The 26,755-nt window shown below is 34.2% G+C and carries 21 protein-coding genes; 11 read left to right on the forward strand and 10 right to left on the reverse strand.

Features of this window, described 5'->3' with window-relative positions:
* Positions 1 to 4 precede the first annotated feature (4 nt).
* The 4 genes from Q4Q34_RS15300 to Q4Q34_RS15315 are packed head-to-tail and all read right to left on the reverse strand — an operon-like array spanning position 5 to position 5,356.
* Positions 5 to 1,186, reverse strand: a complete 1,182-nt coding sequence (locus Q4Q34_RS15300) for an AGE family epimerase/isomerase (protein WP_303315399.1) — start codon at positions 1,184 to 1,186, stop codon at positions 5 to 7.
* On the reverse strand, positions 1,186 to 2,373 hold the full coding sequence (locus tag Q4Q34_RS15305) for a glycoside hydrolase family 130 protein (RefSeq protein WP_303315397.1): 1,188 nt from the start codon (positions 2,371 to 2,373) through the stop codon (positions 1,186 to 1,188). The genes Q4Q34_RS15300 and Q4Q34_RS15305 overlap by 1 nt, the downstream gene beginning before the upstream one ends.
* Positions 2,374 to 2,376: 3 nt before the next feature.
* A complete protein-coding gene (locus tag Q4Q34_RS15310; protein ID WP_303315395.1) occupies positions 2,377 to 4,209 on the reverse strand; it encodes a sodium:solute symporter family protein in 1,833 nt (610 codons plus the stop codon).
* 16 nt (positions 4,210 to 4,225) lie between these two features.
* Entirely contained in the window at positions 4,226 to 5,356 is a 1,131-nt protein-coding gene (locus Q4Q34_RS15315) for a glycoside hydrolase family 26 protein (RefSeq protein WP_303315393.1), read from the reverse strand.
* 144 nt (positions 5,357 to 5,500) lie between these two features.
* On the opposite strand from Q4Q34_RS15315, the gene Q4Q34_RS15320 reads away from it, so the two are divergent.
* The 5 genes from Q4Q34_RS15320 to Q4Q34_RS15340 all read left to right on the forward strand — a co-directional run bounded on the left by Q4Q34_RS15320 (position 5,501) and on the right by Q4Q34_RS15340 (position 14,822).
* A complete protein-coding gene (locus Q4Q34_RS15320) occupies positions 5,501 to 6,379 on the forward strand; it encodes an AraC family transcriptional regulator (protein ID WP_303315391.1) in 879 nt (292 codons plus the stop codon).
* A 306-nt stretch (positions 6,380 to 6,685) separates the two neighbouring features.
* Positions 6,686 to 9,790 carry a SusC/RagA family TonB-linked outer membrane protein gene (locus Q4Q34_RS15325; RefSeq protein ID WP_303315389.1) on the forward strand — a complete coding sequence of 1,035 codons (3,105 nt, stop codon included), beginning with the start codon at positions 6,686 to 6,688 and terminating at the stop codon, positions 9,788 to 9,790.
* 26 nt (positions 9,791 to 9,816) lie between these two features.
* Positions 9,817 to 11,394 carry a RagB/SusD family nutrient uptake outer membrane protein gene (locus Q4Q34_RS15330; protein WP_303315387.1) on the forward strand — a complete coding sequence of 526 codons (1,578 nt, stop codon included), beginning with the start codon at positions 9,817 to 9,819 and terminating at the stop codon, positions 11,392 to 11,394.
* 10 nt (positions 11,395 to 11,404) lie between these two features.
* Positions 11,405 to 12,484 carry a CIA30 family protein gene (locus Q4Q34_RS15335; RefSeq protein ID WP_303315385.1) on the forward strand — a complete coding sequence of 360 codons (1,080 nt, stop codon included), beginning with the start codon at positions 11,405 to 11,407 and terminating at the stop codon, positions 12,482 to 12,484.
* Positions 12,485 to 12,536: 52 nt separating this feature from the next.
* Positions 12,537 to 14,822 carry a fasciclin domain-containing protein gene (locus tag Q4Q34_RS15340; protein WP_303315383.1) on the forward strand — a complete coding sequence of 762 codons (2,286 nt, stop codon included), beginning with the start codon at positions 12,537 to 12,539 and terminating at the stop codon, positions 14,820 to 14,822.
* A 162-nt stretch (positions 14,823 to 14,984) separates the two neighbouring features.
* Here the strand turns inward: Q4Q34_RS15340 and Q4Q34_RS15345 are convergent, their stop codons facing one another.
* On the reverse strand, positions 14,985 to 16,022 hold the full coding sequence (locus Q4Q34_RS15345) for a LacI family DNA-binding transcriptional regulator (protein WP_303315381.1): 1,038 nt from the start codon (positions 16,020 to 16,022) through the stop codon (positions 14,985 to 14,987).
* A 198-nt stretch (positions 16,023 to 16,220) separates the two neighbouring features.
* On the opposite strand from Q4Q34_RS15345, the gene Q4Q34_RS15350 reads away from it, so the two are divergent.
* From Q4Q34_RS15350 to Q4Q34_RS15375, 6 genes are read left to right on the forward strand one after another with little or no spacing between them, the layout of a single operon-like run.
* Positions 16,221 to 17,036 carry an SDR family oxidoreductase gene (locus Q4Q34_RS15350; protein ID WP_303315380.1) on the forward strand — a complete coding sequence of 272 codons (816 nt, stop codon included), beginning with the start codon at positions 16,221 to 16,223 and terminating at the stop codon, positions 17,034 to 17,036.
* Positions 17,037 to 17,060: 24 nt separating this feature from the next.
* Positions 17,061 to 18,242 carry a mannonate dehydratase gene (gene uxuA, locus Q4Q34_RS15355; RefSeq protein ID WP_303315378.1) on the forward strand — a complete coding sequence of 394 codons (1,182 nt, stop codon included), beginning with the start codon at positions 17,061 to 17,063 and terminating at the stop codon, positions 18,240 to 18,242.
* Positions 18,239 to 19,657, forward strand: coding sequence for a glucuronate isomerase (gene uxaC / locus Q4Q34_RS15360; protein ID WP_303315376.1), 1,419 nt, complete (start codon positions 18,239 to 18,241; stop codon positions 19,655 to 19,657). Before uxuA ends, uxaC begins: the two co-directional genes overlap by 4 nt.
* Before the next feature lie 3 nt (positions 19,658 to 19,660).
* Positions 19,661 to 20,635: a TRAP transporter substrate-binding protein gene (locus Q4Q34_RS15365; protein ID WP_303315374.1), complete on the forward strand. Its 975-nt coding sequence runs from the start codon at positions 19,661 to 19,663 to the stop codon at positions 20,633 to 20,635.
* Positions 20,636 to 20,679: 44 nt separating this feature from the next.
* Entirely contained in the window at positions 20,680 to 21,129 is a 450-nt protein-coding gene (locus Q4Q34_RS15370) for a TRAP transporter small permease (protein ID WP_303315373.1), read from the forward strand.
* Between the two features lie 2 nt (positions 21,130 to 21,131).
* The gene (locus Q4Q34_RS15375; RefSeq protein ID WP_303315372.1) at positions 21,132 to 22,436 is read left to right on the forward strand and encodes a TRAP transporter large permease; all 1,305 of its coding nucleotides are present in this window, start codon (positions 21,132 to 21,134) and stop codon (positions 22,434 to 22,436) included.
* A 263-nt stretch (positions 22,437 to 22,699) separates the two neighbouring features.
* Here Q4Q34_RS15375 and thiH read toward each other — a convergent pair whose 3' ends face one another.
* From thiH to Q4Q34_RS15400, 5 genes are read right to left on the reverse strand one after another with little or no spacing between them, the layout of a single operon-like run.
* Entirely contained in the window at positions 22,700 to 23,824 is a 1,125-nt protein-coding gene (gene thiH / locus Q4Q34_RS15380) for a 2-iminoacetate synthase ThiH (RefSeq protein ID WP_303315371.1), read from the reverse strand.
* 8 nt (positions 23,825 to 23,832) lie between these two features.
* Positions 23,833 to 24,615, reverse strand: a complete 783-nt coding sequence (locus Q4Q34_RS15385) for a thiazole synthase (protein WP_303315370.1) — start codon at positions 24,613 to 24,615, stop codon at positions 23,833 to 23,835.
* A gap of 1 nt (position 24,616) precedes the next feature.
* On the reverse strand, positions 24,617 to 25,267 hold the full coding sequence (gene thiE, locus Q4Q34_RS15390; RefSeq protein ID WP_303315368.1) for a thiamine phosphate synthase: 651 nt from the start codon (positions 25,265 to 25,267) through the stop codon (positions 24,617 to 24,619).
* A gap of 15 nt (positions 25,268 to 25,282) precedes the next feature.
* Positions 25,283 to 26,056 carry a hydroxymethylpyrimidine/phosphomethylpyrimidine kinase gene (locus Q4Q34_RS15395; RefSeq protein WP_303315367.1) on the reverse strand — a complete coding sequence of 258 codons (774 nt, stop codon included), beginning with the start codon at positions 26,054 to 26,056 and terminating at the stop codon, positions 25,283 to 25,285.
* Entirely contained in the window at positions 26,057 to 26,647 is a 591-nt protein-coding gene (locus Q4Q34_RS15400) for a thiamine phosphate synthase (protein ID WP_303315366.1), read from the reverse strand.
* Between the last annotated feature and the right edge of the window lie 108 nt (positions 26,648 to 26,755).

Raw genomic sequence — 26,755 nt, forward strand, 5'->3', positions numbered from 1 at the left:
ATACTTAGTCTTGTATTAAAATGCAAGCTCTAGATGTGTGATAGGGGGCTTTCCACATACTCACTTTATTCTCTTGAGAATACACGTTACCATTTTTATCTACCCTAAAATGCCACTCGCCATTAACTTTGTCTATTAAATGGGCTTTAGTAAATTCCCAAATGTTTAAAGAGGCTTCAATGTATTTAGTATCCTTTGTAAGATAGAAAACATATTTTAATCCTACTAGAGCTTCCATTTGTGGCCACCAATGTCGGTCAGAATCAACTTCATCAGTGTTTAAGTTTTTTTCATTTATTACAGCGCCTTCTTCATCAATTCCTTCATTTAAAAATGTATTGGCAACTTTTATGGCTGTATTTTCAGTTTGTTCAATTAGATGTTTATCTCCTATGGCCTTTGCAGCATCTATAACTAACCAAATAGTTTCAATATCATGGCCGTATGAAATGATTCGGTTTTTCAAATTCCAATTATCGTCAAAAAACAAATCATAATGATAATTCTCGTTTAAGAATTTTTGTTGAATTAGTCTTATAAGGTTTTTTAAAGCACTTTTTAAATCTTCGGAATTGTATATTCTAAGGAGATTTGTGTAAGCTTCAAGAATATGTAGATGTGTGTTCATGGTTTTAGATACATTCATATCCTTATCACTTAATCGCATATCTTCAATTGGCGACCAATCTTCGTTAAAGGCTTCTGTATATCCGTTGCGAACAGTATCTCTAGCATGCTTTTCTATAAGTTTAAATAACTCAATCGCCCATGTTTTAGCTGCTTCCTTTTTTGTAAATAAATAATATTCTGATAAGGCATAAATAGCAAAAGATTGTGCGTAAATCTGCTTTCTTGTATTTATTGGTTGACCTTTATAATCAAGCTCCCAAAACACACCACCATATTTTTCGTCATTAAAAAAACGCTTTATATATTCATAAGAACGATCACAGATGTGTTTATAATCAGGTTTATTATAGTAATTAGAAGCCGCTGAAAATGCCCAAAGTATTCGGGTATTTAATATAATGCCTTTTGAAGCAAAATCTATAGTGTTATTTTCATAATCAATTTCACCTACAAAACCACCATGAGTTTCATCTAAAGTGTTTTGAGACCAATAGTTTAAAATATTTTTTAACTCTTGGTCAAGTTCTAACTTCAATGTTTCATAGGCGGTTATCATTATTGAAAAGGTTTATTTTTATCTATTAAATCGATGATATTTTGAACAGAGCCTTCGGAAGTAAGTTTGTCTTCAGGTGTATTCATGCAGTAATCCAATAACTTGTCAACTGAAGAAGTTGCAACGTGCATTCTTGTGTCGGCTGAGGCATAATAGATATAAACCGTGCCGTCATTATCTTTAATCCAACCATTAGAAAACAAAACATTTGAAACGTCTCCAACATGTTCCTCGATATTTGGTGCCATAAAAAAGCCTGCAGGTTGATGTATAACTTTGGAAATATCGTTTAAATCCGTCATAAACATATAAAGTGTATATCTTAATCCTGCTGCAGTATTTCTCACACCATGAGCTAAATGTAGCCAACCATATTCTGTTTTTATAGGAGATGGACCTAAACCATTCTTAAGTTCGTATATAGTATGGTAAATTTTATTATTAATAATTGTTTCATCTTTAACAACGGGGTTTTCCATATTATCTACGTACCCTAACCCAATGCCGCCGCCATTTCCTACAGTAATAAACCCTTGTTGTGGGCGGGTATAAAGTGCATATTTTCCATCTATAAATTCTGGGTGAATAGTAACATTGCGTTGTTGGTTGGAATTTGAAATTAAATTGGGTAAGCGTTCCCAATCCACTAAGTTTTTAGTTCTTAGTATCCCTGCATTTGCCAATGCAGAACTAGTATCGGAGGCAGGAGCATTAGGATCTTTGCGTTCTGAACAGAAAATACCATAAATCCATCCATCTTCATGTTTGGTTAAGCGCATGTCGTAAACATTCGTTTCTTCTTCGCCTTCTATACTAGGAATAATACATGGTTTGTCCCAAAATTTAAAATTATCTATACCATTGTCGCTTTCGGCCATGGCAAAAAATGATTTTCTATCATTGCCTTCAACACGAACACATAAAACATATTTTCCATTCCACTTAATAGCACCAGAATTCATTGTGGCGTTAATCCCTATACGCTCCAACCCGTTGGGATTCGTGTTAGGGTTTAAATCAAATCGCCAGTGAATTGGGATATGTTCTGCTGTAATTATGGGGTATTTATACCTCAAATAAATACCATTGGAATCACGATGAGGTATATTGCTCCTAGCTATTAATTCATCGTGTTCTTTTTTGATTTTATCAAGATGATATGGTATTAATTTTATTTGTTTGCTCATTTCTTAATTTAATTGTTCATTTAACTTATTCCACCAAAACCTTTTCAAGAGATAGGTACAAACTACTATAACTATTATTGATATGATTACTGGTGTTGTTTTTCTAAAAACTACGTACATAGGTATGATTACTAAGGCTGTTTGGGCGATAATACCAACAAAAACATTAAACATGTCCATTTTAAAAGTAGATCTCAATCTAAAACTAGAATCTTCTTCCATTAATTTGTTATGAATAGGCTTCCAGAATCCCCATGGTTTTACGTTTTTATAAAATGATTTTAGAACCTTTTCGTCTGTTGGGGGTGCGCTATAAGTTCCTATAATAGATCCAATGAATGAAATTATAAGTAAAATAGGAAACAGGTATAAACCTAATATATCTGGGAATAACTCTGGCATAATAGCTGCTGCTGCCATTCCGGAAAGCATGCCCCAAAAGAAACCTTCGCCATTAAAACGCCACCAATGCCATTTTAAAATATTGGCAGAAACATAGCTGCCATATAAAACAGAGACAATCCATTGCAATACCGAGTTAACATCTTTAGCAAAAAAACCTAGAACGATACTTACAATTACAACAAGCATACCAGTACCGTAGTTCATCCATTTTATCTGGTTACTTGAGGCGTTTGGGTTTTTATATTTTAGATAGATATCATTTACTAAGTAGGCTTGAGCAGCGTTAAGTGTGCCCGCAAAAGTAGACATAAAAGCAGCAATTAACCCTGCCAATAATAGTCCTAAAAGGCCTACTGGAGCAAATTGTTTAATGGCTGTAGGGAGGATCAATTCAAAATCTATTTGACCTGCAGCGTTCATTAAATCTAGTTTTTCGTAATATATAAGTGCTAATGCTGCAAAACCAGCAATCATTAAATAGCGTATTGGCATTAAAATAACAGACACAAACCCACTCATTTTAGAGGCTTCTGCAGCAGACTTAGTTGATAATATTTTTTGCATATCGTAATTTGGTGCAGGCCCTGCAACACTTACTAAAACACCTTTAAAAACCATCATCATAAAAAAGATAGTGAATAAATTAAATCCATCTTCTTTAATTTTATTGTTTACTTCGGGGATAATTTGTGTCCAATCTAAATTTAATTCCCATCCAAAAAACGGACTCATCCAACCGTCTGGAACCAATAGAGGATTTTCTCCAATTGCCAGAAAACCTAGCCAACCTATTACCAATGCGGAAATAGTCATGATAGCAAACTGCACGACATCGGCCCATACAATTCCAGACATACCTCCCAATAGAGAATAAAACACTGTAAATAGTGTGAAGATGATACCGTAAAAATGAGCTACATATTCTGGAGCAACATAAAACGGCACATACGGACTTACTGTTTCCCATGGGATAAAAATTTCTATGAATTTTCCAAGGCCTATAAAGCCGTATGCTAAAAAACCTAAACATAATACCAAGGCAAAAATTACCACAACGATGTGAGAAAGTTTAGCCCCTTTATTAAATCCAAATCGTGTTCCAATCCATTCTGCTCCTGTAGTGGCATTAGAGCGTCTAAGCCATTTAGATAGATAGACCATTAGGAATATTTGATTGAATACGGGCCAAAGCCATGGTATCCAGGCACTTTTTATGCCATAAACAAACATTAAGGTAACAAGCCAAATGGTTCCTGAAATGTCAAACATTCCTGAGGCATTAGATAAACCAAGCATATACCATGGAATGGAGTTGCCCCCCAATAAATAATCTCCTTTACTTCTTTGCGCTTTTTTTCTAAGAACAAGCCCAATTACTATGACAGTAGCAAGGTATAAAACTATAATTAATATGTCTATCGTGTTTAACAATTTTATGGAATTAAAATTAATTTTCTAAATTTTGTATGTCTTTTAAAAACAGTGTTTTAGGGTAGTTGGCAAATACTTTAAAGTCTTCAGCATTTTCATGTTCTTTGTGCGGAACATAATAATGATTTAGATGTGCATTTCTCCAGAAAAGAATCCAGGAAATACCAGAATCTTTAATATTTGGATACAGTACTTGTGTAAACCAATTAGGGGTTGGTATTTTCTCAAGCCCAGTTTCTGTAAAAGCATATAATTTGTTTTTACTAGTCGCTATTTTTTTTACTAAAGCAAGATCTTTTACAACCGATTTTATATAATTCTGAGCGTTTTTAAAATCGTAGATATCAATACCCAAAATGTCTACATAATTATCTCCAGGATAATATTTCATAAAATCATCATTGGGATTTAGCTTGTTAGGTGAATAGACATATAATAAATTATGGACTTTATGTTCGTCTCTTAGCAATCGCACTGTTTTTCGCCATAATCTTATATAGTCTATGGCATTACAATTGGGATCACCCCACCAAAACCAGAACCCATTCATTTCGTGAAAGGGTCTAAAAAGAACAGGTATAGATTTGCCTTTATATTGAAGTGTTTTTATAAAAGCAGCTAAATGTTCAATCCACAATTCGTATTTTGTTTTAATAGTTTTATCTGTAAAAATGTTGTTAACTGTAGACTTGGTATCCCAAGAATTCCCATTAGTAGTAGGGTTGTCAGCATGCCAACTTATGGTAATGATACCCCCATTTTTATGTGCCGTGATAATTTCGTTTCTCATAGCATTAAACGGAACGCTGTCTAAATTCTGAATGGATTCAAGCTCGATTTTACTTATGTCAAAACCATAAACAGCAGGATTATCTTTAACTATTTCGAAAACATCACTTTCAACTGTGTTCATTTCGTTTAAACTATTCCAGCCTATTCCATAAGATGTGGCATCTTGGTGACCAATTGCAAATCCTTCTTTGGAGATATATGTTAATTTTTTGTGTAGTTTTTTAGTAAGTCTGGTAGTCTTGTTGTCAACTAAAACAGGCTTTTTATATTCAGAATTATACAATGGTTTGCATGAATAAAAAAACACCAAAAAAAAGATGTAGGCAGTCTTTGTAATGATATTTTTCCAAATCATATGTAAATTTTTATATTTTTGTATTATAATTAGTATAAAATATTACATATTTAAAAAGCGCAATATTCATAATACAAACATAATTTTATAATTCACTTTAAACTAGTATTATTTTATCAAATAAACAAACTATTAGTAAATGTTATGGGGTCAATGAAAAATATACATAGAGAAATAACGCCTTTATCGCCAGAGGATAGCTTTTTGGTTTTTGATAGGGTAAAGAGCGAATTTGACTTTCCAATTCATTTTCATCCTGAGTATGAGCTTAATTTCATAGGAAACGGGAAAGGTGTAAAGCGAGTGGTGGGAGATAGTGTTGAGGAAATTGACGAATTAGAGCTAGTGCTGGTGGGACCTAACTTGCATCATGGATGGCAAAATCATAATTGCTCGAGTAAAGAAATACACGAAATCACATTACAGTTTCATGAAAATTTGCTGAACGAAGGTATTTTAAGCAGGAAAATAATGAAGCCTATTAAAGATATGCTTGATAGATCTATACATGGTATTTTGTTCTCAAAAAAAACGGCGTCAGAAACCCGTAATCGAATATCTCAGCTTTCAAGGTTAGATAGTATGGATTATTTTTTAGAGTTTATTTCTATATTGCATGATTTAGCTAATTCCAGAAACCAAAGGCTTTTGTCTACATATACTGTGAGTAGGGATAGCTTTGAAAATAGTGATAAAATAAAAGTTATCTATGAGTATGTCCAGGAGAATTATGATAAAAAGCTGATGCTTACAGATGTCTCAGGTCTTGTGAATATGAGTCCTGTGTCCTTTAATAGGTTTATGAAAAAAAGAACAGGCAAAACATTTGTTGATTATGTGAACGATGTTCGTATTGGTTTTGCTGTTATAAAGCTTGTTGAAAGTGATAGTAGTGTTTCGGAGGTTGCTTTTAACTGTGGTTTTAATAATATAGCAAACTTTAATAGGGTGTTTAAAAAGCTTAAAAAAACGACGCCAAGTCAGTATAAAAAAGAATTTTCGGGTATTAAGAGAATTCTTTAGCTAGTAATTGTAAATATCCAAATCGTCTATATTAATTTGTCATTTAAGATGTTGGTTTTGCATAGATATGTGTAAGCTGACTGTGTCTTATTTTGTGTATCCTGCTAGATTTTCGTTGTTATAGCCTTAATAAATCTTTATAATGGTATATAATTTTATATACAATTGACAAAATAATACTGGTTATGAGTTGTTATTTGTTATAATTTTGAATTTCATAATAAACACACTTTATATTTATTAATCATCTAATTATTTGTGTGTATTGTTATGGATTACACAATTATAAACTAACACAAAAATAAGATGCAAAAAACTATGCTGAGAAATGCAATTTCTTCTCCAAAACAATTTTGCTTTGTTGCTCTATTTCTTTTGGTAAGTCAGATTTGCTTTGCTCAAAGTAATGTAAGTGGGACTGTAAAAGACACAAACAAATTGCCTCTACCTGGCGTTAATGTCCTCGTTAAGGGAACAGGTAAAGGAGTGGTAACCGATTTTGATGGTGCCTTCAGTATTACGGTTTCAGATTCTGATGTACTGATTTTTAGTTACATGGGCTATGTAAATCAGGAAGTTAATGTTAATGGGCGACGTTCTATTGATATTATAATGAAAGAGGACATTGAAAGTTTAGACGAAGTAGTCGTTATTGGCTACGGTTCTCAATTAAAAGAAGATATTTCTGGTGCGGTTGCTACCGTTGAGGTTGAGGATTTACAAACAATTCCTCAAGTAAGTGTGGATCAAATGATCCAAGGGCGTGCTTCTGGGGTAAGCGTTACTACAAATTCAGGGCAACCAGGTGCTGCAGTTTCTGTAAGAATTCGAGGAGTTAATTCTATATCTGGGTCTAGTGAGCCTCTATATATAATAGATGGGGTTCCTGTTCCTGGTGAGTCTGTAGATGGTGGTACGAGCCCGTTAAATTCCATTAACCAAAACGATATTGAGAGTGTAAATATCCTAAAGGATGCATCTGCTACAGCAATATACGGTTCCAGGGGGTCTAATGGTGTCGTTATAATAACGACTAAACGTGGTAAAAAAAGCAAAGGTACAGTTAGCTACAACTCTTTTATAGCTATCCAGGAGCCCACTAACATTATTGATGTATTAACGCTACCTGAATATGCCGAACTGCAAAATGCTATAAATGATATTTATGGAATTGATCCTATAGTAGAGTATACAAGACCTGAATTGCTGGGTGAAGGAACAAATTGGCAACAAGAAATATTTGATAATGCTCCTATGGAAAGTCATCAAATCTCTTTTCAAGGTGGTAAGGAAGGTCTAAATTATTTTATTTCTGCTGGTCATTTAGAGCAGGAAGGAACTGTAATTGCTTCTGGGTTTAATCGTTCGACAGTTAGAGCAAATGTGGATGCTAAAATAAGTGATAAGATAAAAGTAGGTGTTAATGTTACAGCAAGTAGAGTAAATGAAAAGATTACTTTAAATGGAAGAAGTGATGGAATTATAGGGTTATCCCTTTTAAACAACCCTGCAATTGCGGTGTTTAATCCGGACGGTAGTTTTGCTGGACCAAGTCTTAGCGATGATTTTAGAACCGAAAACCCAATTGCTAAAGCACTAAGTTTAAGAAATAACTTAAGAAGAAATAGAATTTTAGGAAACATTTATGCTGAAGTTAAAATAGCTAAAAATTTAACCTATAGAACTGAGTTTGGTGGTGATTTTGGAACGACACTTAATAGTCAATTTACACCACGCTATTCCTATGGAGAAATTGAGGTTGAAAATAATACGTTAAGTGTTGCCAATAATTATAATGATTTTTGGATTATAAAAAACTTTTTAACCTATAGTAATACTTTTAACGGTAAACACGATTTAACCGTTTTATTAGGGGCAGAATCTCAAGAAGCAAGTTTTGGTGGTGTAACATCAACCGATGGTAATTTTGTTGGAAATGATTTTCCAATATTGGGGACTGGTGATGCTGATGATAATAGTACACAATTTAAAGGAAGTCAGGCATTAGAATCGTACTTTGGAAGGGCAATATATTCTTTCGATAATAAATACAGTGTTACAGCATCATTAAGAGCTGATGGTTCTTCAAAATTTGCAGCAGGTAATAAGTGGGGGTATTTCCCGTCTATATCGGGTGCATGGAAACTTTCAAACGAACCTTTTATGCAAGGTGTTGATGCGATTCAAAACATAAAAATTTATGGAGGCTATGGAGAGGTTGGTAACCAAAACATTCCAAACTTTGCTTATGGTTCAAGATTGAATCCTGTTAATACGGGCTTAGGTACTGGTTTTTTAGTTACAAACTTTGCCAATCCAGATTTAACATGGGAATCTTCTACCCAAACCAATATAGGTGTTGATTTTTCTTTGTTTGATAGGAAGTTAAACGCATCTGTAGAGTTATATGAAAAAGTTTCCAAAGATTTCTTGTATCAATTTGCATCAACAAATTTTATTACTGGCGGAATGGCTCCGGGAGCAATACAAGCACCATGGGTGAATTTAGGTGAAATGGTAAATAAAGGAATTGATGTGACGCTAAACTACAGCACCGATCGAAGTAAAGATTTTTCATGGAATTCTTCATTAACAGTCTCTCACTATAAAAATGAAGTTACAGATTTAGGAAATGTGCCAAAAATTAACGGTGCGATGAACATTAATTATGACGGACAACAGAATATTACCATAACCAGAGCTGGTGATCCGTTAGGTTTGTTCTATGGTTTAGAAGTAGAGGGCATATTTAGATCCGTTGATGATTTCGAAGGTGCTGCAATCCAATACGGTAGACCTTTTGAAGATGCGCTTTTTGCTACAACCTGGTTGGGCGACATAAAATTTAAAGATCAAAATAATGATGGTGTGATTGATGATAACGATAGAACTATTATTGGTAATCCGCATCCAGATTTTACTTTCGGTTTTCAAAATTCATTTAAGTATAAAAGTTTCGATCTGTCAGTTTTTCTACAAGGCTCTTATGGTAACGATGTGTTTAATGGTATTGGAAGGCTGTTAACGGCAGGAAATAGAACGTATACCAATCAATTATCTTCAGTTTTGGATTATTGGTCTGTTGATAATCCTGATGCGACTGCACCAAGATTAGCTAGAAACGATACCAGAAACATTGAAATATCTGATAGATATATTGAAGATGGTTCGTATTTAAGAATTCAGAATGTAACACTTGGTTACACGCTAAATTCTAAAATAACAGACAAAATAGGTTTGACTATGTTGAAGGTGTATGGAAGTATTCAAAACCTTTACACTTTTACAGACTATTCAGGTTACGATCCGGAAATAGGATCTTTCAATCAAAATACACTTTTAACAGGTATTGATGCTGGACGTTATCCTTCGCCAAGAACTTACACCTTCGGAGTTAATGTAGAGTTTTAATGTTAGTTAATTTAAAGACATACAAAATGAAAAAATTATTCAAAACAAATTTTATACTAACTACAATAGTAATATTTTTAGGGGTCACTTCCTGTAGTGAAGATTTTTTAGATCGCCCGCCAGAAGATTCATTTAATGTAGCAGACTTTTTCGATACACAGGCTCAGGTAGAAACTTCTACTAACGCTTTGTATTCTATTCCGTGGTTTGATTTTAGTTCGAATACCATGTGGGTTATTGGTGAGTTAAGTTCTGGTAACGGGCGTACTTGGGATCCTAGAAATGCAGACTTTACAAACTTTGCAGTTAATGGTAATAACGCACAAATTGGAAGAACTTGGGAATCTTTATTCGCAGTGGTTGGTCAATCTAATTACATTATTAATACGCTTCCAGAAGCAGTTAATCCAAATATCCCTCAAGAGGTTGTAAATAATGCCATAGGAGAAGCAAGGTTTATGAGAGCTACTGCCTATTTTTATTTAGTAAGAATTTTTGGTTCAGTACCAATTATTGAAAGAAATACAGATTTTGTACTAGAGCCCGTTGTATCCCGAAATTTGGTTTCAGACGTCTATAGGTTTATTAGAGAAGATTTTGAGTTTGCCGCTGATAATTGTTACAGCAAAATAAGAGGTGCAAATTTTGATGCGAATGCAAGAATATCTAGTGGTTCTGCAAAAGCGATGCTGGCTAAAGTCTATTTGTATGAAGAGAACTATCAAATGGCCTATCAATTATCAGATGAAGTTATAAATTCTGGAGAGTTTAAGTTGTTAGGAGGTGATGATACAGACGGCATTGCATCGAGTAGTTATTACGATTTGTTTCTTCCTGAAAATGATAATAACCAAGAATCTATTTTTGCATTACAATGGACAAGTTCAAGCAGATTTGCTGAAGGCAATGGGGTACAATCTTTATTTGCGCCGTCAGCATTTACTGGTGGAGCTGATGGGTATTCGGCAATAGGCCCATCACCAGATTTATTAGCAGCTTACGAAGACACCGATAGAGATGTTCGATTCTATGCAACCATTTTTGAAAGAGGAGCTACATATCCAGATATTAATGGCGGTTATACAGTTCCAGATAATATCGATTTTCAAGGCACGCGCCATGGACTTAAAAAATATGTTGTAGGATCTGATGATGCTACGGCTAGAGATGATGGTAGCGGAAACACAACAACATCAAATAACACTTATATTTTAAGATATGGTGAACTGTTGTTAATTCATGCGGAAGCCGCACTTAATGGCGGTGGACCAGCAGCAAGAGGCATCGAATCGTTTAATAAAATTAGACGAAGAGCTGGGTTGGATGAAATTGTTGCTCCTACATTAGATGATGTTTTCCAGGAAAGACGTATAGAGCTCGCTTTTGAATTTGAGTTTTGGTATGATATCGTAAGACGTGGTCCTGGTTTTGCCATAAATTTTTTGAGTAATACTGACAGAGGAACTTTTAATAGTGATACTGGAGTATTGCAACCTGAATTTTTTCAAGCTTCTACGGATGATTTGTTATTTCCGTACCCTACAGTAGAAACACAAAATAACCCAGCTTTGTTAGAAGCTCCAGTTCCGTATGATTTTAATTAAAAAAAAGATTATGAAAAAACAATTTAACTTAAAGAGCAAGTATTTATACTTAAGCCTAATAATTGTTACGGTTTTATTTTCATCTTGTGAAAGCGAGTTTAAAGAACCTAGTGATAATTTTAATAGCGCACCTCCAGTAATATCCAGTGTTAGCGAAACAAAAGAAGATAAAGCTGTGACACAAGGAGTTTTAGACAATGTCTATACCATTCGAGGAGAAAATTTATCATCTCTAGTTGCAATTTATTTCAACGGATTTAAAGCTAGTTTTAATCCAGCACTTTTAACCGATAATACTGCTTTTGTAAAAGTACCTGAGGAAGCTCCTGTACTTGGTCAAAGTAATAAAATGACAGTTGAAAACCTGTTTGGTAGTGTAGAGTATGACTTTTCACTTTTAACTATAACAGACTTTACTGAAGCTACTGTAAATGGGACAAAGGTTGTAAATCTTTTAGGGGGTGACTTTAGCGAAACGTCTTTAGTTACGTTTGTGAGTGGATCAGAGGAAAATGGAAATCTTGTAGAGCTCCCTGCTAATTTTACAATAATTTCTGCTGGAGAAGTTCAGGCAGAAGTTCCTCCAGGGGTCGAGCAAGCTTTCATTTTCTTAGAAACATCGCGTGGTGCGATTGCAAGGTCAGAATCTTACGGATTCAGTTATTCCATTTATATCGACGGCTTAAATACGGATTGGTCTACTACTGAATGGAGCGGGACACATGATTTAGAATCAACAGAAGTCGTATTAGGAGAGTTTTCGGTTAAGAGTGTTAGAGAAGGATGGTCAGGGTTAACGTTTTGGCCAGATGATGTTACAATAAATTACAATGATTATGATGCCATAACGGTTTCTATTTATGGCACTGGTGCTCCAGGTGATAGCGTGAATTTGGCTCTAAATGACTTTCAGACACAGCTTAATTTACAGCTAGTTCCAGGAGAGTGGACAAAATTTGTAATTCCGTTATCAGATTTTTATCCTAGCGGAGGTGCACCAGATACCATATTTAGAATAGATTTCCAGGAAGCATCAGGTACAGGGATGCCACAATATATATTCTATGTAGACGATTTTGGGTTTCTATAAATCCTAGGCGTGAACTATTTAGATTTAAAGAATAATAAAAAAACATTTATTAATGAAATCATTTAAAAATTTATTCAACCTTTTGTTGATAGCTACGTTAATTTTTACATCGTGTACAAACGATGATGATGTGCTAGACAAACAATTAAGCCTGAATCCAAAAAATATATCTGAAATTTTATCAGAAACAACAGATTTATCCACTTTGGCAGGAGCTATAGAAACCGCTAGTTTAACGGAGACGTTAAAAAGTACAACCACATATACGGTTTTTGCACCAAATAATGTGGCCTTTAGCAGTATAGATACCTCTGCTTTATCGAGCGAAGAACTAACAAACGTATTGTTAAACCATGTGCTTAGTACGACGACACCAGACTTTACGTCTACAATGGTTTCGGGATACTTAAAAACACTGGCTACAGGTCCTGATGGAAATAATCTAAGCATTTTTACAAATGCATCAGGAGATATTGCTATAAATGGAATGGCTAATTTAGTTGATGGCGCTACAGATATGGGTGCCACAAATGGTATCGTTCACGTTGTTGACAATGTGCTTTTACTACCTACATTGGCAGATCATGTTTTGGCAAATCCAGAATATTCTATACTTGCAGAAGCTTTAGAGAAAGCAGATTTAGTAGATACATTAAACGGGACTGATCTTTTTACTGTTTTTGCGCCAAATAACATGGCTTTTGAAAAATTCATGATGGATGTTGAAGCTGCTTTCGGTTGGACATCTTTAGACGATATTCCAGTAGATATATTAACAGAAGTGTTGTTGTATCATGTACTATCTGGTTCAAATCTTGTTTCTTCGGATGCTCTTGGCACTGCGCAAACGACAGTTCAGGGAGAAGGGTTTTCAATAAATGACGATGCATCTATTGATGATACTAGTTATACAAACGCTACTATTAATTTAACAGACGTTCAGTCCATTAATGGTGTTATGCATGGTGTAGACAAGGTATTACTACCTAATACGGTATTTCAAGAAATATTGGATAGAACTTTAAATGTTGTAGAACGATGTAATGATAAAGGTTTTACTTCGTTTACAGCTGCTATAGAAAAAGTTGGTTTAACATCTCAAGTCTCTACAGATCAATTAACTGCATTTGCTCCTAATAATGGTGCATTTACTACGTTCTTTTTAACTATTAATAACTTTGATAGTTTAGATGATTTTGATACTCCCGAAGAACTTGAAATATTAAAGAGGTTAGTAGAATATCATCTACATGCAGGTACGTTGCTTGCAAGCGGATTAACTCCGGGAATGTCTATTGAAACCCTACAAGGTGATAGCTTTACATTTGATGATGTTGCAATGAGTTTTGAGCCTTCACATGCAAATGCGCCAGCTGCCACTATAGTAAATTCTAATATTGGGGCTAATAATGGTGTAATTCATGAGATAGATAATGTATTGGTTTCCGATAATGATGCAGTTGCTCTAGGTTATCCATTGCCTCCTTCGGGTGCTGCCGTATATGGTTACGAAATTTATGATGATGCCTTAAATCCAGCCTTTTGGATTGGTGGTTGGACAGCTCCTGATTTTGCAAGTACAGATCAGGTTAAGTCTGGGGTTTATTCCATTCGAGTAGATTATGTTGGTGATGATGGCTTCCAAATTGGAGGTTCTGGAGAAGATTTAACACAGTACACAACAGTAAATGCTGCTTTTTATTCAGAAAATGGTACTTCGGTAACATTTATTCTTAACGAACAGTGGGGTAGTGGACAAACTGTAAGTATTCCTGCTGGCGAATGGACAAATGTATCTATACCAATTACGAATATATCTAATGGTACTACGGTTCTAGATCAATTTGTAATTAGGGATGCTAGTTTATCGGCAAATACACTTTATATTGATGAAGTTGGACTTGATGTTACATACGAAGCGGCTATACCAACATTCAATTATGAAGTTTATACAGAGAATAATTTAAATGCAGATTGGATTGGAGGCTGGACAACTCCGGTCTTTGATGACACTTCAAATCCAAGTACAGGAATATTTTCCATAAGAAATGTTATGGTTGCTGACTCAGGTTTCCAGCTAGGAGGAACCAATATCGATTTAACAGCATATACTGTAGTGAAGTTCTCCATTTACTGTGATGATACCACGACCTTCAAATTAGTGCTTAACGAGCAATGGGATGGTTATGTTATTAATCCAACTGCTGGTCAATGGAACCATTATACAGTTCCTCTTGCAGATGCGCTTTATGGCACAACCTCATACACGCAATTTGTAATTCAAGAAATTGGAGGAAATGATGTTGTCGCTTTTATCGATGACATTGGTTTTGATTAAGCAAGAAAATTATTTTATATAAGTTAGTTTAATTTTGAATAGTTTGTTTTATTTCCCTGTACAAAACTGTGCAGGGATTTTTTAGGTTTAAAGTACTCGTTAAGAAATGACCATCAGGCAAGCCCTGACCTTTCGTAAGAATAAAGGACGCTTCACCTTCAATTACAAATATTTAACATTCTCTTTTGTTAATAATTTAATAGGTAAATACCTGTTTTTTTGGGGAACAACATCATTAATAATAAAGTTAAATAGTGTTTTAGTCCCCTCATAACCTTGAAAAAAAGCATCTTGATCAATTAAGAAATCAATGGTTTCATTTTTAATTAAATGCACATTTTCTTCATTTAGATCGTAACCAATTAATTTTAAATGTTTCAGTTTGCGTTCTTCTACGTAATTGGCAACAACACTAACTTTACTAGAAGGAATAAACAAGCCTTTAATTTTATGGTTGGTCAATTTTTTACGAAGTAATGTGTTAATAGCCGCTTGGTCTTTAATTTTTGGAAGTATAACTTCATGTATTTGTACAGGTGTATTCCGAGTATCAAAATACGATTTAAAACCAGAAATTCTATCTTCAATAGCAGAGTGATGGATATTATCCTTTCTAACTTTTACTATAAGAATATCATCTTCCGTATCTATTAATAATGACATAAGTTTAGCTGCAAGCGCTCCACTGTCGAAGGAATGTTGTCCGATATAAGAAATATTGTTTGCCCCTTCTAATTCTGCATTAATGAACACATAAGGAACTTTTCTCTGATCTAAGTGTATAAGTCTCTCTTTAGCTTCATTTAAAAAAATAGGAGCCAAAAGTACAGCATCAAAAGAGGTTTCCAACAACGTATCAAATACATCTTTAAAGGAATTTAAATTTAAAGGATCAAAGTGGAAATAATTTACAGAGACCCGATGCATTTCAAATTCTTCAGATGCTTTTTCAATACCTTTTTTTGGAAGATACCAAAAATCGGATGAAGATTCAGCAGTAGGCATTAAAACTGCGATATTGTATTTTTTATTTAAAGCAAGTATTCTAGCCGTTTTGTTTATTTGAAAGCCATGTTCTTGAATTATTTTTTCAATACGTTCTTTTGTTTTTTTAGAAACTCCAGATCTGTTATGAATAACACGGTCTACAGTTCCAATAGAAACGTTTGCTAAGGCTGCAATATCTTTAATTGTTTTCAATATATATTTTTAAAATCCTTATTAACAGATAAAGGAACTAATTAGTTAATGTAAAGCATAATAAACGAAAATATAAAATACTGAGCTAATTTCCTTCGTTTTTCAGAACCAAATCAAATAAAATATTTAAATTTGCGTGTACGCACACGTTTTTTTTAAAATATATAATTATACAGTATTAAAAAGTTAACTCATAAAATGAATTTATTTAACATTAAAGATAAAGTAGTACTTATAACGGGAGGTTGTGGAGTACTAGGAGGAAGTATTTCAGAATATTTATTAAAAGAAGGGGCTACAGTAGTTTTACTAGATTATAAAGAGGATCTTATAGAAAAGACAGTAACAAAATTTAAAACCATAAGCGAACATGTAGATGGTCTTTTGTGTAATGTAACAGATGAAGAAAATTTACAAAAAGTTTCTGATACTATTATTGAAAAATACGGGCGCATAGATATTTTGTTAAATGTAGCTGGAGGAAATATGCCAGGAGCTACGATTGGACCTACACAAACCATTTTTGATGTAAATATCGATCACTTTAAAAAAGTGGTAGATCTAAATCTTTTTGGTAGTATCTTACCATCTATTGTTTTTGGAAAAGAAATGGCAAAAAAGAAGAAAGGCGTTATTTTAAATGTGTCTTCCATGACAGCAGATAGAGCCATTACAAGAGTTGTAGGGTATTCAGCTTCAAAAGCTGCTATTGATAATTTTACAAAATGGATGTCTGTTGAATTAGCTTTGAAATTTGGTGATGGATTACGGGTAAATGCGATTGCTCCGGGATTCTTTATTGGAAATCAAAATAGAGATTTACTAATTGATAAAGAAACTGGAAATTATACCGATAGAGGAAATATAATTATTCAAAATACACCAATGAGAAGATTTGGTGACGCCGACGAGTTGAACGGAGCCGTACATTATTTATGTTCTGATGCTTCAAAATTTGTGTCAGGAATTGTAGTTCCTATCGATGGCGGATTTAGTGCTTTTAGTGGTGTGTAATAATTAAGAGAAAGGAAAGAGAAAATGAAACAAACATGGAGATGGTACGGGCCTAATGATCCTGTACAATTATCAGATATTAAACAAGCAGGAGCAACAGGTATTGTTTCTGCATTACATCAAATTCCTAATGGAGACGTTTGGACTGTTGAAGCCATTAAAGAAAGAAAACAGATTATTGAAACTGCTGGTTTAGAATGGTCTGTTGTAGAAAGTATTCCTGTACATGAAAATATAAAAACCCGTTCAGGGAATTTCAAAATATATATTGAAAACTACAAGAAAAGTATAGAAAATTTAGCAGCTTGCGGTATCAATATTGTTTGTTACAATTTTATGCCTGTTTTGGATTGGACACGGACATCTTTGGATTATGAAGTAGCCGATGGTTCTAAAGCATTGCGTTTTGATGTGGTCGCCTTTGCAGCTTTCGAGTTGTATTTATTAAAACGACCAGGAGCAGAAGCTATATATTCTGATATCGAAAAAACCGAAGCAAAAGCATATGTAGATGGGTTATCTGAAGACAAAAAGAAAGCATTAGTAAATAATATCATAGCTGGTTTACCTGGAGCAGAAGAAGGGTATACTCTAGAGCAATTTCAAACCATTTTAGATACCTATGCTAATATTGATGCTCAGAAATTAAAAGAAAACCTAGTAGCCTTCTTGCAGGAAATTATACCAGTAGCAGCTCAGAATAATGTATTAATGTGCATTCATCCAGATGATCCACCGTATGCCATTTTAGGATTGCCAAGGGTGGTGAGTACCGAAGCAGATTATGCATATATTTTTGAACAGGTACCTCATATTTCTAACGGGATTACTTTTTGTACAGGATCTTTAGGCGTAAGAGCAGATAATAATCTAGTGCAAATTTTTAAACGCTTTGCAGATCGCGTGCACTTTTTACATTTAAGAAGTACTAAAAGAGACTCAAAAGGAAATTTTTACGAAGCCAATCATTTAGAAGGTGATGTAGATATGTTTAGTGTTGTAAAAGAAGTTGTAGTAGAAGAAGCAAAAAGAAAAGCAGCAGGAAGAGTTGATGCACTGATTCCTGTACGCCCAGATCACGGTCACCAGATGTTAGATGACTTGCATAAAAAAACCAATCCAGGGTATTCTGGTATTGGGCGTTTAAGAGGATTAGCAGAATTGAGAGGACTGGAATTAGGAATTTCTAAAAGTGCAGGGTTATGAAGTTAACAACCTCAAAAGCATTTATAACAGACCATTTTTTACTACAGTCTAAAGAAGCAGAAACCTTATATCACGATTATGCTAAAGATATGCCTATAATAGATTATCATAATCATTTATCTGCCAAACAAATAGCAGAAAATAAACCTGTTGAAAATATTACTAAGGCCTGGTTGAGTGAAGATCATTATAAATGGCGTGGAATGCGGGCTCATGGTATTGAAGAAGCTTTTATTACGGGTGACGCTTCTTTAAAAGATAAGTTTACAAAATGGGCAGAAACGGTTCCATATACCTTAAGAAATCCATTATTTCACTGGACGCAATTAGAGTTGAAGCGTTATTTCGATATTGATACGATTCTACAACCCAATACAGCTGATGCTATTTATGAAAAAGCCAATACTATTTTAGCTCAAACGACCCCAGCACAGTTGTTAGAACAAATGAAAGTAGAACTGGTTTGTACTACGGACGACCCAACAGATTCTTTAAAGTATCATAAGCAAATTGCTGCGGGTAGTTTTTATACAAAAGTATTACCTACGTTTCGACCAGATAATCTCTTTTTTATTGATAATACTACTACGTTTACGGCCTATTTGGATAAGTTAGCTAATTGCGCTAATTTTTCTATTGATAGCCTTGATGATTTGTTTAAGGCCATTGATACAAGAATTGATTTTTTCGATGAACATGGATGTAAATTGTCCGATTATGGTATTACAGGACCTTTATATATCGTAGATTATACAGAAGATGAGGTTGCTGAAATTTTCAAGAAATTTTTGAGTAAAATAGAGCTAACGGAAGTTGAAGTTGCAAAATACAGAACCTACCTTTTATTTTATTTATCTCGTAAATATCACGAAAAAGGGTGGGCACAGCAATTTCATTTAGGCCCTATTAGAAATAATAATAAAAGACTGGTAGAACAATGTGGTGCTGATGCGGGATGTGATTCCATAGGAGATTATTCATTCGCTGAAGGCATGTCAAAATTCTTTGGTCAGTTAGATTATGAAAATAAATTAACTAAAACAATTTGTTACAATCTAAACCCAGCACATAACGAAGTATTTGCAAGTATGATGGGTAATTTCAATACAGGAGAATTACCAGGTAAGATGCAATGGGGATCAGGTTGGTGGTATTTAGACCAAAAAGATGGTATAGAAAAACAATTAAATGCGCTATCAAATATAGGATTGTTAAGTCATTTTGTTGGTATGTTGACAGATAGTCGTAGTTTTTTATCCTTCCCGAGACATGAATATTTTAGACGGATATTATGTAATTTAATTGCTGACGATGTACAAAAAGGGTTAGTACCTAATGATATTGATTTCTTGGGTAAAATGATACAGGATATTTGTTATAATAACGCAGTGGATTATTTTGAATTTAAACAATAAATTATGAAGTACTATGTCATTTTATTAGTGATTCTATGTTTCGGATCAGTTTCTTGTAAAAAAGAGTCTGATAGTAAGGTGCTTTATTTAGCACATACTCTGCCTCAAACCCATCCTGTTCATAAAGGGATCTTAACATTTCAAGAGGCTTTAGAAAAAAAGTCAAAAGGTCGTTTGAAGATCAAAATATTTCCAGATGGTCAATTAGGTTCCGAAAGAGAGGTTTTAGAATTATTACAGATTGGAAGTGTTGCCGTTACCAAAGTAAGTGCCGCTACGATGTCTAATTTTGTTCCAGAATATCATGTATTAGGGATTCCATATTTGTTTAAAAGTAAAGCACATCAATTTAATATTTTAGAAGGCGAAGTTGGTAAATCTATATTAGAGAAAGGGAGTAAATTTTGGTTACGTGGACTCTGTTATTATGATGCAGGGAGTCGAAGTTTTTATACAAGTTCAAAAGCTATTAGAACCCCAGATGATTTAAAGGGACTCAAAATACGGGTTATGAATAATCAAATGGCAATAAACATGGTAAATGCCATGGGAGGTTCTGCCACACCAATGGCTTATGGAGAATTATATACTGCTATTCAGCAAGGTGTAGTAGATGGAGCAGAAAATAATCCGCCATCATTTGTATCTTCTAATCATTATGAAGTTAGTAAATACTACACGCTAGATCAGCACTCATCAGTACCCGATGTTTTGCTTATTGGTACTAAATTCTGGGAAAAGCTATCAGTACAGGAACGCGTATGGGTTCAGGAAGCGGCAGATGAATCCGCTCAAGCGGAGAAGGTATTTTGGAATGAGTCTGTAAAAGCTTCTATGGAAATAGCTAAAGCTGCTGGCGTAGAAATTATAATTCCTGAAAAAGCATTATTTGCAGAAAAGTCAAAATCAGTTTTGGAAGAATTTTTAAAAGAACACCCAGAAATGACAGAACTAGTAAATAAAATTAAAGCAGATTAATTATGAAGCTATCTGATATTATTTTTAAAAAAGTGGTCCGATTTATGGAAATCTTTTTAGTATTTATTTTTGCACTTTTAGTGTTGGATGTCCTTTGGCAGGTTTTCTCAAGATATATTTTAAACAGGTCTTTTTCATGGACAGAAGAACTGGCACGATTCTCTTTAATCTGGTTATCCATTTTAGGAGCTGCTTATCTAAATGCTAGGAGAGAGCATCTATCAATGGATTTTCTGTATCGAAAGTTCTCTGATGCCACAAAGAAAAAAGTATCCGTACTTATCGAGATATTAATCTTTCTATTTGCTTTAATAGTGATGGTGATTGGTGGGGTGAATTTAGTTTATACGACACTACATTTAGAACAGCTTTCAGGAACTTTAAGAATCCCATTAGGGTATATTTACGCTATTTTACCGTTTAGTGGCTTCCTTATTATGTGTTTTTCTGTTTATCACATATCAAAAATTTATAAAAATCAAATAACCGACTAATTATGAGTATTGAAGTTTTAAGCATCTTAGCATTATTTGTTAGTTTTTTCGTTTTACTTATGTTAAAAGTACCTGTAGCCTATTCTATAGGGATTTCAACGACACTTAGTCTGTTATTGAATATAGATAAGCTTCCTGGGTTAACAACCATAGCACAGCGTATGACTACTGGTATTGATAGTTTTGCGTTATTGGCTATTCCGTTCTTTGTATTGGCAGGAGAGATTATGAAACGAGGTGGTATAGCAAACCGACTCATAAATTTTGCTAAATCTTTGGTGGCAAGTCTTCCGGGAGGATTAGCTTATGTAAATGTTTTGGCCTCTATGCTTTTTGGTGCTATTTCTGGTTCAGCAATTGCAGCAACATCAGCCATAGGAAGTATTATGACAGATAGAATGGAAGAAGAGGGCTATCCAAGAGAATTTAGTGCTTCGGTAAATATTACATCATCTACTACAGGATTGTTGATCCCTCCAAGTAATATCTTAATTGTTTATGCTTTAGCCAGTGGTGGAACAGCCTCGGTAGCGGCCTTATTTGTCGCGGGTTATTTGCCTGGTATCTTCTTAGGAGTTGCCCTAATGGGGTATATCGCTTATGTCGCTATTAAAAGAAAGTTTAAAAAAGGAAAAAGAGCACCTTTATCCCAAATATGGTCGCATTTTAGAAAAGCATTTTTTAGTTTATTACTATTGTTTATTGTAGTAGGAGGGATTGTAGCAGGAATATTTACAGCCACAGAAGCGTCTGCTATAGCCGTATTATATGCCGCTATATTGGCTTTGATCTACGGAGATATGAAAATTAAAGATTTCCCAGATATATTATTGACCAGTGCTAGAACAACAGCGGTTGTTATGTTTTTAATTTGTACCTCTATGGCGATGTCTTGGTTATTTTCTTTTGAAAGTATCCCTGAGCTTATGAGTGGGTTCTTATTAGAACAGTTTAGTAATAAATTTGTGATCTTTTTAGTGATTAATATGACGTTGTTAATTATTGGAACCTTTATGGATATGACACCTGCAGTTTTAATTTTTACACCTATTTTCTTGCCTGTGGTAGTGGCCTTAGGAATGGATCCTGTACACTTCGGAATTGTACTCGTTTTAAATCTGTGTATAGGTTTATGTACGCCCCCTGTCGGTACTATTTTATTTGTGGGAAGTGGTATTGCCAAGGTTTCGGTCACCCAAGTAATAAAACCCTTACTGCCCTTTTTGGCTATTATGATAAGTGTTTTAATGCTTATAAGTTATATTCCAGAAATATCCATGTTTTTACCAAGATTGTTTGGATTATAAGATTCACGTAATATTAAAAAGTTCTGATATAGATGAGGTTTTCTTTATAATTGATTCAATTACAAAACTTATTAGCTAGGCTAAATTGCTTGATGGGTTATTTTTTGTTTTTGGGGTTGATATTATCTATTATACAAATCTAAAGGACGAGGAACGAGGAGGAATCTCATCATGATGAGATGTCTCGTCACTCATGCTTCGCTCCGTCGACATTGACAAACAGCTGTATTTCATTGGATTATATAAGATGTTTTTAATAAAGTTTACGTCGAACTCAGGTTAACATAAGACTTAGACCAATCCTTCCAAACCACCTCATAGCCTTGGGATTGAATCATATGCTTAATTTGCTCAGTGGTGCGCTCATCTGAAATTTCAAATTGTTCGAGTGATTCAGGTTCCACACTGTAGCCTCCTGGATTTGTTTTAGATTCAGCACTAATAGAAGTAATGCCTAAGTGAATGCTATGATTTCTAAATATTTCACTTTCTCGTGTAGATAGTGATAATTCAACGTCTTCATCCAGCAATCGATACGCGCAAATCAATTGTACCAAATCAGTATCTGTCATCTCTACTTTTGGAGCTAGTCCACCTTGATGTGGTCTAAGCCTTGGGAAAGAGATGGAATATTTTGTTTTCCAATATGTTTTTTGCAAATATTTTAAATGCAAAGCCGTATAAAAACTATCTACGCGCCAATCTTCGAGGCCAAAAAGAGCACCTAGTCCAATTTTATGAATACCAGCTTTACCTAAGCGATCTGGTGTATCTAAACGATAATCGAAATTCGATTTTCTACCTTTTGGATGATGTGTTTTATAGGTTGCTTTATGATAGGTTTCCTGATAGACTAAAACGGCATACAACCCAGAGGTGATTAAGGTTTCATAGTCTTCTTGGTCTAAAGGTTGTACTTCGATACTGATATTCGAGAATTGGGATCGAATCAAGTCTATCGCATGTTTTATATAGGATACTCCAACAGTTTTGTTTGCTTCTCCTGTAACCAGAAGAATATGATCATACCCTAATTTTTTAATATGTTCGACTTCCTTTAGTATTTCGGCATCGCTTAAGGTCTTTCTTCTAATACCATTATCCATACTAAATCCGCAATAGGTACAGATGTTTTGGCATTCATTAGATAGATACATGGGAATGTACATTTGAATGGTATTCCCAAAACGTTTTTTGGTAATGGCATTGCTGCGTTGTGCCATCTGTTCTATATACGGTTTGGCTGCTGGAGAAATTAGAGTTTTAAAGTCTTCTAACTTAATTTTCTCTTTGAGGAGTACTTTTTCAACGTCTTTGGCTGTTACTTTGTAGATTTCTTTTTCTAAAGTATCCCAATCGTATTTTTCAAATGTATTTTTAAAAGACATGGTCTGTACTAATTTAAGTCGTTTAGAAAAGAGGTGAGTGGGCTACTAGCTTCTGCTTGATTTTTAATAGGGGCTAGTTTAGCGTTATAAGCTATTCTACCAGCTTCAACAGCCATTTTAAAAGCAATTCCCATATCTACAGGATTTTGAGATACGGCAATAGCGGTATTTACTAAAACAGCATCAGCACCTAATTCCATAGCAAATGCAGCGTGAGACGGCGCTCCAATACCAGCATCAACAATTACGGGTACGTTGCTTTGTTCGATAATAATTTCTAAAAACTCAAGTGTTTTAATGCCTTTGTTGCTTCCAATGGGTGCGCCTAAGGGCATGACGCATGGTACACCAACATCCTCCAAACGTTTACATAAAACAGGGTCGGCATGAATATAAGGCATAACCACAAATTCGAGTTTCACCAATTCCTCAGCGGCTTTTAAGGTTTCAATAGGGTCGGGGAGCAGGTATTTAGGATCTGGATGTATTTCTAGTTTTACCCAATTGGTTTGAAGTGCTTCTCTGGCTAATTCGGCAGCAAAAACAGCTTCTTTTGCGGTTCTTACACCAGATGTATTGGGAAGCAAATTAATTTGATTATCACTTAGATGAACAAGCATATCGTCAGATTCATTTTCTAAATCCACACGTTTTAAAGCGACAGTAACCAATTCGCTTTCTGAAGCTATGATAGCTTCTCTCATTTTATTGGCGCTACTAAATTTCCCTGTTCCTGTAAATAACCTTGACTTAAAAGTTTTGTCAGCAATTTTAAGTGTATCTGTTGTCATATTATATGTTTTGATTTGGATTCCAAACCTGTTCTTGTTGCGAAGCAGTGTTTAACAGTTTGTTGAATTGACTAATTTTATTAAAATCTTTGGTGATTTCACCTGAAGCTGCTATTCCATGAACGCCTGTTTTTAAAATGTCCGGAATATCTTCTATAGTAATACCTCCAATGGCAATAATTGGAGTGTCTGTTCGTAATGCCTCAAGAATGGTTAAGTAACCGTTTGTTCCTAAAATCGGACTTAAATTGTCTTTTGTTGTTGTAAACCGAAAGGGCCCTAAGCCAATATAGTTTACTTTTTTTTCGATTAACATTTCGCAATCTTTGAGTGTGTTGGCAGTTCCTCCAATAATTTGCCAAGTTTCTAGATGTTTCCTTGCAATAGTAGGACAGGTATCGTTTTTTCCTAAATGTACGCCGTCTGCTTTTATTTTTTTTGCAATTTTATAATGATCATTGATAATGAGGCGGGTTTGAAAATGCAAAGTGATTTCCCTAGCTTCTTCAGCGATTTTTAGAATCTTTTTTTTGGACAGGTTCTTTAAACGCAATTGTACCAATTCTGCTCCCGAAGTACATGCTTTTTTGATGTTTTCAAGATGTTCTTTTCCTGTATTTCCTTGTGATATATAATGTAACTTCGGAATCATAATTTTAATTTTTAACTATTTGAGTTTGCCCAACGTATTGTATTTGTGCTTTCCTAATAACCCTTTATCAGAATTCAAGAATTGTTCTGTATACCATTTAGTATTTTTAGCAGCATCTTCTAATTCAATATTCAAGGCTAAATTACTTGCTAAAGAAGCAGATAGTACACAACCACTCCCATGTTTTTGAAAAACTTTATCTGTATTGGGAGGTATATTTACCATAACGATACCACTGTGATACAATTCGTCCCAACCTTTTTTATCGGTTCGATGGCCACCTTTTAAATAAATATTGGTGAAGTAGGATATATGTTCAATCGTATTTTCAATGTTTAATTTAGGATATAAACTTTGAATTTCATCATAGTTAGGTGTGACAATATAACATTGCTTCCATATCTTGTCTAGTAAACTTTGGTTTTCGGTTTCATGAAAATCAAAACCGGCACTTGCTTTAATGATGGGATCTAAAACAATTTTTATATCGGAATTTAGATTGTGTAATTTGTTTAAAATGAGATGTAATGTATCCCAGTATTCTACAATTCCAATTTTTACAGTGTTAATATCAAAACGTTCAAAGAGGGTTTCAATTTGAGCGATAATCACATCAACTTCTGTCCAAACACATTGTTTAAAATCAACATCATTCTGAACCGTAATGGCTGTACAAATAGACAAGCCATACAAACCGTGTGCCTCAAATGTTTTGATGTCTGATGTTAATCCAGCTCCTCCAGAGGGATCATGGCCAGCAATAGTAAGTATGTATGTGCTGTTGTTCATTTATTGTTCAAAGTGATTTTTCATTTTTTTTAAAACCTCTAGAGGTTTGTTATTATTCCAAATGCCTCCTAAAACACCTACGCCTTTAAAACCTAATGCATTAAATTCATTAAGATTATCTGTCGTAACGCCACCCATTCCAATAATGCGTTTGTCAATATGATTTACATCAAATCCTCTGCCTTCATAGCCTTTTTTTGAGATTGAAGAGAAAACTGGACTAAGCAAATGATAATCAAATTCAAATTCGCAATTAGCTAAATCATCAGGCTCATGAAACGAACTACTAATGGTTTTTCCGTACATATTTAATCCTTTAAAGTACTGCCCTGGATTATCTATGTGATCTCTTCTTTTTTGCTCTTGAAAATGAATCCCTTTTAGGTTGTAAGTATTAATTAACTCATGAAAATAATGAACCACAATTCGATTGTGGTATTTAACATCAATTTGATTTAAATAGGTACAATGTTCCTGATAGTTTTTTTCAGGTTTTCTTAAGTGATAGTATTCTAAACCAGCTTCGAAAAGCTGATTTAGAATTAAAATTTCATTATGAATATCGGTTTCAGGAGCAATTAATACAATCATGGTTTATACCTAATGAATTTTAAAATGATTGATAATAAATTTGAATTATATTTACTTTAGATGAAATAGAAAATATAAGCATAGCCATAGTTAAGGTTTTATTTTATG

The organism is Flavivirga abyssicola (assembly GCF_030540775.2).
GTDB lineage: Bacteria > Bacteroidota > Bacteroidia > Flavobacteriales > Flavobacteriaceae > Flavivirga > Flavivirga abyssicola.

What these genes read in the sequence shown, in the direction of transcription:
- Q4Q34_RS15300 (WP_303315399.1), bottom strand. Translation starts at nt 1,186, where the DNA reads ATGATAACCGCCTATGAAACATTGAAGTTAGAACTTGACCAAGAGTTA.
- Q4Q34_RS15350 (WP_303315380.1), top strand. Translation starts at nt 16,221, where the DNA reads ATGAATTTATTTAACATTAAAGATAAAGTAGTACTTATAACGGGAGGT.
- uxaC (WP_303315376.1), top strand. Translation starts at nt 18,239, where the DNA reads ATGAAGTTAACAACCTCAAAAGCATTTATAACAGACCATTTTTTACTA.
- Q4Q34_RS15370 (WP_303315373.1), top strand. Translation starts at nt 20,680, where the DNA reads ATGGAAATCTTTTTAGTATTTATTTTTGCACTTTTAGTGTTGGATGTC.
- uxuA (WP_303315378.1), top strand. Translation starts at nt 17,061, where the DNA reads ATGAAACAAACATGGAGATGGTACGGGCCTAATGATCCTGTACAATTA.
- Q4Q34_RS15320 (WP_303315391.1), top strand. Translation starts at nt 5,501, where the DNA reads ATGGGGTCAATGAAAAATATACATAGAGAAATAACGCCTTTATCGCCA.
- Q4Q34_RS15365 (WP_303315374.1), top strand. Translation starts at nt 19,661, where the DNA reads ATGAAGTACTATGTCATTTTATTAGTGATTCTATGTTTCGGATCAGTT.
- Q4Q34_RS15340 (WP_303315383.1), top strand. Translation starts at nt 12,537, where the DNA reads ATGAAATCATTTAAAAATTTATTCAACCTTTTGTTGATAGCTACGTTA.
- Q4Q34_RS15305 (WP_303315397.1), bottom strand. Translation starts at nt 2,373, where the DNA reads ATGAGCAAACAAATAAAATTAATACCATATCATCTTGATAAAATCAAA.
- Q4Q34_RS15375 (WP_303315372.1), top strand. Translation starts at nt 21,132, where the DNA reads ATGAGTATTGAAGTTTTAAGCATCTTAGCATTATTTGTTAGTTTTTTC.
- Q4Q34_RS15330 (WP_303315387.1), top strand. Translation starts at nt 9,817, where the DNA reads ATGAAAAAATTATTCAAAACAAATTTTATACTAACTACAATAGTAATA.
- Q4Q34_RS15335 (WP_303315385.1), top strand. Translation starts at nt 11,405, where the DNA reads ATGAAAAAACAATTTAACTTAAAGAGCAAGTATTTATACTTAAGCCTA.
- Q4Q34_RS15385 (WP_303315370.1), bottom strand. Translation starts at nt 24,615, where the DNA reads ATGACAACAGATACACTTAAAATTGCTGACAAAACTTTTAAGTCAAGG.
- Q4Q34_RS15395 (WP_303315367.1), bottom strand. Translation starts at nt 26,056, where the DNA reads ATGAACAACAGCACATACATACTTACTATTGCTGGCCATGATCCCTCT.
- thiE (WP_303315368.1), bottom strand. Translation starts at nt 25,267, where the DNA reads ATGATTCCGAAGTTACATTATATATCACAAGGAAATACAGGAAAAGAA.
- Q4Q34_RS15315 (WP_303315393.1), bottom strand. Translation starts at nt 5,356, where the DNA reads ATGATTTGGAAAAATATCATTACAAAGACTGCCTACATCTTTTTTTTG.
- thiH (WP_303315371.1), bottom strand. Translation starts at nt 23,824, where the DNA reads ATGTCTTTTAAAAATACATTTGAAAAATACGATTGGGATACTTTAGAA.
- Q4Q34_RS15325 (WP_303315389.1), top strand. Translation starts at nt 6,686, where the DNA reads ATGCAAAAAACTATGCTGAGAAATGCAATTTCTTCTCCAAAACAATTT.
- Q4Q34_RS15400 (WP_303315366.1), bottom strand. Translation starts at nt 26,647, where the DNA reads ATGATTGTATTAATTGCTCCTGAAACCGATATTCATAATGAAATTTTA.